Source organism: Campylobacter concisus, from assembly GCF_002165815.1.
Taxonomy (GTDB): Bacteria; Campylobacterota; Campylobacteria; order Campylobacterales; family Campylobacteraceae; genus Campylobacter_A; species Campylobacter_A concisus_BH.
Window position 1 is genome coordinate 52593 of the sequence record NZ_NDYN01000010.1, and the last position, 10637, is coordinate 63229.

At 35.0% G+C, this 10637-nt stretch carries 1 protein-coding gene; it reads left to right on the forward strand.

Translation table 11 applies throughout. The features are described from left to right. Positions 1-151 precede the first annotated feature (151 nt). On the forward strand, positions 152-10417 hold the full coding sequence (locus B9N65_RS10035; RefSeq protein ID WP_087582425.1) for a hypothetical protein: 10266 nt from the start codon (positions 152-154) through the stop codon (positions 10415-10417). Positions 10418-10637: the final 220 nt, after the last annotated feature.

Sequence of the window (10637 nt, forward strand, 5' to 3'; positions counted from 1 at the left end):
AGTATTGTAAAAGTATATTCTTAAATTTAAACTTAATTTTATTGTATTCGAAAAGGATGTCCTTGTAAATAATTTACCTTTTCAATATTATTCTTTTAGTTAGATATAATAATACTATTACCTTAAAAAATATTACCATAAAGGAGAGAATATGGGTTTAGCAGACAAGAAGTTTAAAGCTCAACAAGCCTTTACAAATAAGTTAGCAGAACTAGAGCCAGACGATTATCAGATAGGTTTAGACCTAGCTGACGAGACGTTAGCTAACGTTACAGCAGAGCAAGCTAGGAGAGAGCAGTATGCTAACTTTAAGCGAAATATGACCTTAAATGCTCGTAATCCTTATGCCACTCCAGATCTAACAGGATTAACTTCTGAAGGTCTATTAGCTAGAGGCATGAGTATAAATAAACAGCTACACGGACTACAGAGAGCTATAGAAAATGGACAGAGAGCTGATGAGTTTGAGCAACGAAGACAACTTAGTCTAATGCAACAAGATATAATAGATGCAGAGCTAGATAAAGATAGGGCTAAACTCAATACTACTAGACGAGAACTAGCTAATCAGTTTACAAGACAATTAGGAGTTAATCGACTAGAGAATGCGGCAGGAGTATTCACTGAAGATTATGTACCTACTGATGATGCCCATGACTTTACAACTATGGGTACTATTAAATCTCAAGCTCTAGAATGGGGTGGAGATGCTCTAAAAGGTATCGGTGGAGCAGTAAAAGGTCTAGGTGATGTAGTAGATACTGCTGGATATATGTTAGATGGAGTATTGCCTACTCATACCCAAGATGATGGTCTTAGTTTAGCTCAACGTTGGAATAAGAACTGGAAGAAAGCTCAAGCAGATGATGGCTTACTAATGTCAGGAGTAACTGATGGCTTGAACTATATGGGTAATAAGGCTCTTAAGGCTAGTAAAGACATCAATGCTCAAAGTCTTAATACAGTTGAGAGTCTAAGACGACAATGGGATAGAGATAACTACTCAGTATGGGATATGGCTAAAACTATAGGCGGTATGGCTACTGAGTCTTTAACTCACCCTGAAGTACTCACTACTATAGCTACAGGTGGTTTAGGTAAAGGTATCCAACTAGGAGTAGCTGGTATTAATGCTCTAACTAAAGCTACTAATATGGATATAGATAAGAGAGAAGCTTTAGCTAGAATGCAAGGCTTAAGTGATAAAGATGTCTATAAAGATAAGGTAGGCATAGATGGTATCCTAGAGCAAGCTCCTGCTGCTTTAGCCTATACAGGTCTAAACTACATAGAAGCCTCAGCTTTACTAAAAGGTATGAGTAAGTCTATACCTAAAGGTCTTTATAATGCTGATCTAAAAGAAGTAGCTGGTTATCTAACTAAGTCATTACCTGAAGAAGATATGCTTAGAATAGCTAAGAATGGTTTTACTCCTAGTGAAGGTGGCATTATCTCTAAGATGATGCCTACATTCTCTAAGACAGCTTCTGAAGAAGCTAAAGACCTAACAGCTAAAGAAGTACTAAAATATGCCTTAGGTGGCATAGCTAAACAAGGAGCTAAAACTGCTGGCTATCTAGGTGGTAGAGCTGCAGTAGGTGCAGTAGGTGAAGCCCCTATAGAGTATCTACAAACTAAACTAGAACTAAGTGCTAGACCTGATCTAACAGCAGTTGAGAAAGAAGAACAAGCTAGAGATGCAGCTATAGCTGGAGGATTAGTAGGTGGATCTATCGGAGCTAGTACTCATATCCCAGCTACTGCTCTCAATACAGGTAAGAGTATCTATACTAAAGCTAAAGATATCTACACTAGAACTAATGATAAAGAAGTCAATACTGATCTTGCTAACGCTTCTAGTGAGCCTATAGATAATCAAGAGCTAGGTAAAGCTTTAGATATTATATCTAGGGCTAGTACTCCGTCAGAGACTCCTACAACTAAAGAGTTTATGGGTGAGATAGGTGGAGCTTTATCTTATATAGGTCAGACTGAAAACTTCTCTAAGCTACCTAAAGAAGTTCAGAATACTGTTAAAAACATAGGTCCGATTATCCAAGAACACTTCGCTCGTAAAAAAGAAAATCCTGACTATAATGTAATAGAAAGTATGACTCCACTAGAGAGTACTTTAGCTGCTCTTAGAATGCAACAGCCAGAGATAATTGAAAGTATGTTAAAAGGACAAGAACTTCATAGCCCTAATAACAATAGTTCAAGAGCTAAAGAGATAGAGAATAACTATAATACTTTAATGAGTGCTTACAACGATATCCAGAACTCACCTAATGCTTTCTCACCAGAAGAGTATAAAGCAGTTACTAGCTTAGCTACTAGTATTAAAGACAATCTAGCTAATGGTAAAGAAGGTTATCATGATATATCTAAAGATATATTCATAGAAGGTTTTACAGATAAATATGGTAAAGAAAGACCTTCACTTACTAACTATCTAGCTAAGGCTATGTCTTCTAGAACTTCTAAAGAAGACCTATCTAAAATGAGTGAGAATATCTCTAGTTTTAAGAAGTCTCAAGAGAATAAGGCTAAACTATACGAGTATGCTAGTAAGTATCCGATCAATGATGGATCAGTATATACTTTTAGAATACCTAAACAAGCTTCAGCTGATACTCCAGTAGAAGTGATCAAGGGTGCTATAGATCGTGAAGATGACAAGCACGAAGGCTACCATACATGGATTAAGCGACCTAATGAGAAAGCTAATAATATTCTAACTAAGCAACTAGCTGAGCTTAGAAACGAGATAGATACAATAGATACTATCAGTAGTCTAGTAGCTTACAAGACTAAATCTAAACAAGATGTTTCTAAGAAAGAAACTGTTAAACCTAAGCCAGAAACTAAGGTAGAGAATACTCAGCCTAAAGTAGAGCCTAAACCTACTCCTAAGCCAGAGGTTAAACCGACATCTAAGCGAGTAGAGCCTAAGCAAGAAGGTAAACCAGAGCCTATACAAGAAAAAGTACAAGAGCCTAAACCTAAGGCAGAATCGAAGCCTGAACAAGTCCCTAAACCTAGTACTAATACTACTTTAGATACCGCTCCAGCTTCTAAACCTGCCGAGAATACAAGTCCTAAAAAACCTGAGCCTAAACCTTTAGAACCTATCGAGGTAGATTCTAAACCTATTATGGATACTCTCTTAGATCAAGAGACTAGTATGCCTGAAGAGCATAAACTTAAAGTTACACAGCTTAATTTTCACTTTAAACCAAGTGAGAAAGCTAACGGTATCTTAGTAAAAGATCCTAAGACAGCAGTTAATAATATTAGAGACTTCTTAGGAGCATCAGTTTATACTCAATTAGATATGACACTATTAAAAGGAGTAGGACTTACAGACGAGAAAGGTAATCTAGTCTCAGTCTTACCTGATAGTAAGAATGGCGATAAGAAAGCTCCTGCAAGCTTATTGCTCAATGACAATAGAGTAAGAGCTAGTTTGATGTATCGTGGCTTAGAGTGGCTTATAACAGGTCCTATGAATTACACTGCTGACTATATGGATACACTAGATACCATATCTAAGATGGGCTTTTCTGAAGAGGCTATAAACGATCAGTTTATAAAGACAGCTATGACACACACCTTCGCTTCTACAGCGTTACCTGCTATAGGTAGAAAAGTCCTAAAAGATATAGGCTTTAATGTAAATAAAGAGACTACTAGTTCAGAAGAGGTATCTCTAATAGAGCAAGAACTAGGTCTATATGCTGTTAGAGCCTTGATCAAGAATGACTTAGTTAAAGAAACTTCTATAGAGATAGATTCTAATAATGGTACTAAAGTTAATTTCTATGGCTTAGGTAATGTAAATTATCGTAAGTTCTTAAAACTAGATGGAGATACTGATCTATATAAGAAGATGAATAATCTCTCACTTACTTTAAAAGATAGCGAAGCTGAAGTATCCTCTTATCTAACCGAAAAACCTGAAGTAGATGATAGTCCATATACCTTTATAAAAGGTAAGGGCAATACTAAAATATCTACTATACATAAGAAAGCTCTTAATGTAATTAAAACTACTCCATATATGCCTATAGATAGAGAAGCTATAACAGAGATTATGAATGATGAAAGCTATGTAAAAGCTTTAAAGAAAGGTATGGGTTATGTAGAACTAGATGAGACTACTACTGATCCTAATAGCCCTAAATATATTCTTCCTTCAGATTTAGACTCTGTAAAGGGTAAGAATAGAGAGATTGAGCAATCAATTGAATCTATGAAGAATTACATTAATTCAGAAGATAGTACAGCTCCTATATATTTTGACTCGTTTATGAGTAAGAATAATAGATTCTTTATGAGAAGTACTAATATAAACCCTCAAGCGACTAAGTTCCATAGGTTTCTAGTAACTCCAGTAGATTCTAAAGACACTTACGAGATCAAGAATGGTGAAGTTACTACTCCAGCATTCTATATATCTATAGCTCAAGCCTTCGGATTTAAGACTGATAAAAAAGCTACTAAGTCTTCAATAGATTTTGGTAAAGCTATCGTAGAGAAGTTCGCTGAGAGTGATCCTAAAGACTACTTGAAGTTTATAAAAGCTCTTATAAGCGATGGTAAAGAACATAAGATAGCTGGTAAGACTATTGAGATAGAAGAAGTATCTCATGCTATCCAAGCTGCCTTAGCTATACGAGATCTAGTGAATGCTAGAAATAGTGGTAAGGACTCATTCGAGACTACAATAACTACAGAGATTGATGGTATAAACAATGGTCTTATATTAAAACTAAATCAGTATATGTTATCTCCTGACTATGTAGATAATCTAGCAGCTGGTGGAGTTAGTTATGGTACTAATACTAGTGAAAGGATCAATGACAAATACGATAAAGGTTTTCTTGACTTGTACCAAAGGTTTGCTAAGAATATAGGTGAATACCTAGAAGCTGGTAAAGCTAATACTAGTGAAGCTATAAATAACGCTCATAAGTTTTTAAGACTAAATCCAAGTAAGAAATCGAGTGCTACTCTATCTAGATTAATAGAAAACCTATCAGGTAAAGTCTCTCAAGAGGTATCTCATACATTCGAGCTAGAAGAGGGTAAAGTATCTTCTAAAGCTAGAAAAGCAGCTAAACCTATATCTCAAGTCTTTAGCTATGGTGCTGGAGAAAAAGCTTCTATACTTAACCTATCTAGGTATTTTACTGAAGGGCTACCTAAACTAGCTTACGCTTATGCTAAAAGAAACGATCCTGCTGGTAAGCAAGCGTATGAGATATTAGCTAATATAGTAAATCTAGATAAGAGTAACTTAGATATTGAAAAAGTAAAGAAACCTATGGAGGAGTACCTTAATTCTGATCAAGGTATCCTAGCTAAAGAGATATGGTTAGATGACGTTACAGACTCGGATGGTACTACTAGCAAGAAGAAGTATACTGTAGGACAACTATTAGATGCACTATACTTCTCAGTACTCAATGAGCCTGCTATAGCAACTCTAGAAGCTACATATCCATTCGTACGTCAGATGAATGAAGCCATAAATCAAGGAGTTAATGCAAGGATTAATGATGTAGCTACCCAGATTGAGGCTGCTAAAACTATAAGAAAAGAAGAATTAAATACAGATACTCTAACTATAGCAGAAGAAGAGGCTATAGAGAAAGAAGTACTTAAGAAACATCCTCTACCTTATACGTCTTACTTAGCTGATGACTCTGTAGGCAATGCTAAGTCTTCTATCTTCGATAAAGTAGATAAGACTAACGATAACTATAAGAGACAAGTTACTATGCAAAGACTTAAGACTGAAATGGCTGATAGTAAGTTTAAGTGGATAGCTAAGACTATAAATGGTAAGTATTCTATGTTTACTGATGTAGGTGCTGCATCTAACGTACTGATAATACACGGTGTAGACGGAACTCATGTAGGTATAGTTATTGTAGTGATAGATAAATCTGGTATACATGTAATACCAGTACATGATGCTTTAGTCGTATCTGCTAAGAAAGCTCAAGAAGTTAATAAGATTTATAACGAGAATGCCTCTGTAGATCTTGAAAATCGTAACTTAGTTAGAGAACTAGCCTCACAGATAAAAAATGTAGCAACTACCATTGATATGGAGAAGAATGACTTAACCTTCAATGACTTCGTTATATCTAGTGAAGTTAATAGAACTATACTAAAGCACGCTTCAGTAGTCTATGACAACTTACAGAATGGTATCGAAGGCAGTGAATATACTCTTACAGGTACTCTTAACGATCCTAAAGAATTAAAGCGATTACTTATCACTCCAGCTATGACTAAAACTAAAGGAGTAGATATAATCGATAGTGTAATAGCCAAGCTTAAGAAAGATAGCCAGAGAGATTTAATAGAAGATCTAAAAGAGTTAAAGCATGAATTAATTAAATCTCAAACTCCTTTAGATTTCGAAGAGAAGGATAGAACAGAGTATGCTGAAAGGATATTTACTGATCTATATAGTGGTATGGCTACATCTAAAGAAGAAACTAAACAATTCTTGAAAGAGATTAGTAAGCTTAGAGAACTAGGCATACCTAGTAATATCCCTAACAACTCTAGATTTAAAGAAGAAGCTGAAGCATTCAATAAATTAGAAGCTACCCTAGTTGGAGAATACATTAGATCTGGTAATATACCTATGCCTGTACTTCAAGAAACAGTGAATAAGGTTAATTCTATTCTCACTGAAGAGTCTAAAAAGCAATCAGGAGAAAGAAGTGCTAGTGGAGTAGCAGATAGATTTACAGCATTCAATGATTATATCAATGAAGTCAAGTTAGCAAGTCCTGTACTAAAACAAGTGCTTCATTACTTAGAGCATTCAGAGGATGTCTCTTTAGATATCGTACAAGGTCAGATTAGAAGCATTCTAGATAGTCAGGTTATAGATAAATCTCTTCATTCTCCTAATAACTCTAGTGAAAATGCAGATAGCACTCTTACTGAGGAGTTTACCTATGATGGCAATCCAGAGACACTCCTATCTAAACAAACTGAAATGAGATCTATAGATAAGCTAGATGGCTTATACGATGAAAATCATAGTAAGCAATTACAAGATGTCTTTAAACAAGTGATCAATGCCTCTAAAGAATCGCTGAAAGATTTAAAAGTCAGAATAGAAGAAGCTAAGGGCAAGTTGCATGAAGGCTCATTCGATCCTTATGCAAGGGTATCTAAAATAGTAAGAGCTTCAACTCCAACTAGGTCTGGTATGAGCCTAGAAGAAACTTATACTCACGAAGTACTCCACGCTAGTTTAGAATATGGTCTTAGGACAGCAGGGCTTAACTCTAGAGAAGGACAATATCTAAAAGAAATACATTCTCAAGCGATCAAGTATTTAGAAGTAGAAGACTTTTTGCCTAAAGTATCTACTGGAGATGCTAATGAAGATATGAAGATAGCTAAGAAAATGTATAAGCACTTTACAACTAGCTCTAGTAGTGAAGCTTACTTGAATAGCTTGAATGAGTTTATGGTTATGGGTATAACTGATAGAACTCTGGTAGAAAAACTAAAGAGCATACCTTACGAGCATAGGCGTAAAGAGTCTAAGGCTACTAACTTATTCGAAAGAATGGTCGAAGTAGTACAAGACTTTATTTCTTATGCCTTCAATAAGACATTCAAGGGAGCTAAATCTGGTAACTTATACGATGCCTTATTAGCTTTAGATTTAAAACTAGCTAACGCTAATGCTAGAGTAGTCCAAGCTAGAGCTAAGCAGATGACTATGGTAAGAGCCTTTTACGATGCAGCATTTGAGAAAGCTAACGATAAAATCAAGGCTAGTTTTAATGCCTTTATAGACTGGGCTAAGAAAAATAATATGACAATTAAAGTAAATGAGTATCCTAAGTCTTACCTAGATTCTTTAACGAATATGGTAAAACTACAAGTAGAAGCTGCTATTCACCCTGAAAAGCGAGAAGTATTACAAAGTTTTATGCACAAAATACAAGTAGCTAGATATGGCGGCTGGTTACATACTCTATGGCAAGACTTTACTAAAACAGATAAACTAGGTAGGACAATAGAGGGATATATCTATACTGCGAATAGAATTGATGCTGATGCCTTAGCCACTAAAACAGTAACTGAGAAAACTTTAGCTAACTTATTCTCTAAACCTTTAGATGACATAGAAGCTAAAAACTTAGGTGTTGCCTTGTTAGATACTGATATGGGTTATCTTGTTAAGAAATATTCATTAGATGAAGTATCTAAATACTTAAAAGATAAGGATAAAATAAAAGATAGACAAGCTAAGATCAAGCAAGAGATTATGGATATAGCTAAAGGATATGAAGCTCTATCTAAAGTTAAGCCTGAAGAGTATTATAACTTCATTGAAGCTCAAGCTAGTGGTCTAGCTACTTATATGGCAACTAATCAAGCTGATCAAGATGGACAACTCCTTAATGCAGAGAATATAGCTAAGATGCTCGGTTCATCTAAGGCTATCACTTCTTCTAATTCATTAATAGTAGATCTAATAGATGAATTAGTATCTCTGAAAGCTATAGATAGATTGCCTAAGAAGTCTAAAGAGTTAGTTATAGATAAGATAGCTAATGAGAAATCTGCTATGCAAGGATTATTCTCATTCTTAGAAACTCAAAATGAGATAGCTCGTAAGAAGTTATTTAATGGATCAGAGTTTAATATTATTAAAGGCTATAGATCTGAGGTATATAATGCAGATACTGATGTAGTTATAGCAAGAGTAGATGAAGCCGATAGGTTAAAGACAGAAGGGTATAAACTAGTAGCCAATATTACTACTAAAGACGATGCAGATACATTCTCTGCTCCTAGAGCATTCTATGTAAATGAATGGGTAAGTAATGCACCTAAGTGGAATAAGGCTGCTGTTAAGCTTACATCTTTACAATCTAGAGGTCATACCTTGAATGATCTTTATGTACAAGATATAACTAGTGGTAATGGAGTAAGTAATGAGCAATTCTTAGCTACTCTAAAAGCTGTAGAACAAAAACATAGAGCTAACGCTGATGCAATGTTTAAGAGAACTCAACGAGTACTTAGTGATCAACCTTCATTAGTTCCTACACTAGATGCTACAGGACATTTCGATCAGTTTAGATATACTATGAATAAAGGTGTCAAGAGTGAGATAGTAGGTATGGATACTAATATCTTTAAATCTCTAGCCCAGTATGCTTCTACAACTCAAGATAAAATTGCTACTATTAAGCATAATGAAGAGGTAGCTACAAGTCTATATAACTATTATATAGATCATGCTTCTGAAGTCAATCCATTCAAGATACCATTCGTAGAACTATCTAAACATTCTAAAGATGAGAGAATACAAGAGATCTATAGACTATTACCTAAACCTTTCTTAGATAAGCTAGAAGAAAAGTTTGCTGATAGACCTATAATGATTAGAGCAGATATGCTTAACTGGGTATTCGGCTTTAGAGATATAGATATTAAGAAGACTAAAGCATTCTCTTCACTCTCTTCTGGACAATTAAAACGAATAGCCCTAATGGCAGATACACTAGTTAAAAAGGCAACTAAGATAGCTAAGAGTAATGTAGTGGCTAAGAATACTAAGACAATCACTTCTAACATTATTAGTAACTTCAACCTTATACTAATGCAAGGCGGTAATCCTAAACAGATGTGGGATGATCATGTCGAGGGAGTAAACCTACTAGAAGAATATAGAAAGAATGTCTATAGATTAAAAGAGCTTCAGACTTTAGAAAAGTCTGGTAAACGAGTGAATAAAGCAGAGATAGAGAATATCAAGCGAAGGCTTAATGACTCTCCTATTAAAGAGATGATTCAGAAAGGTCTATTTACTTCGATCGTAGAGGATATATCTATGGAGGATAGTAAAGATGCTATAGACGAGAAGATAAATGCTATTAAGGCTAAGTTACCTTATCCTGTAAGAACAGCATTAGAGACTATGTTTATAACTAAAGAGACTACAATGTATCAGACTCTAGCTAAGATACTAAGTGCATCTGACTTCGTAGCTAGGTATGCTCTTAAAAAAGAGTTAGAGAGACAAGGTCTGCCTAAAGACGAGATATATAATAGGATTATAGATAGCTTCATTAACTACGATATACCTATGTCTCCAGCTAGAAAGGCTTTAGAAGAGAGAGGCTTCTTGATGTTCTCTAAGTTCTTTACTAGAATACAGAAAGTATTAACTAGTGATATACTAAAAGAGAAACCAGCTCAAGCTTTATTCGGTATACTATTGAACTCTAAGGCTGGCTTAGATTTAGAAACACCATTCGATTCTTCAGTAATTGAGAAGAATTATGATGTCCTATTCTCTAATCCTATCACCCAACTAGGTAATGCAATGACACCAGCTAGTTTTCAATACTTTAAATAATACTAGGGGATTTCCCCCTAGTGTGCCATAATTTGTGCCAAGTTTTAGAAATACTACTAGTCTTAGGATAATTTCTAAGATCACTAGAATGTCTAAATATAGGATAGAAATGCACATTATAGAGATTATTTTTTGCTTTAAGAAATATTTTTGCAATATTGTTAAAAGCCCATATTTCAATTCGTTCTAGTCTTGATGTGCCTTAATCGTGTCAAGACTA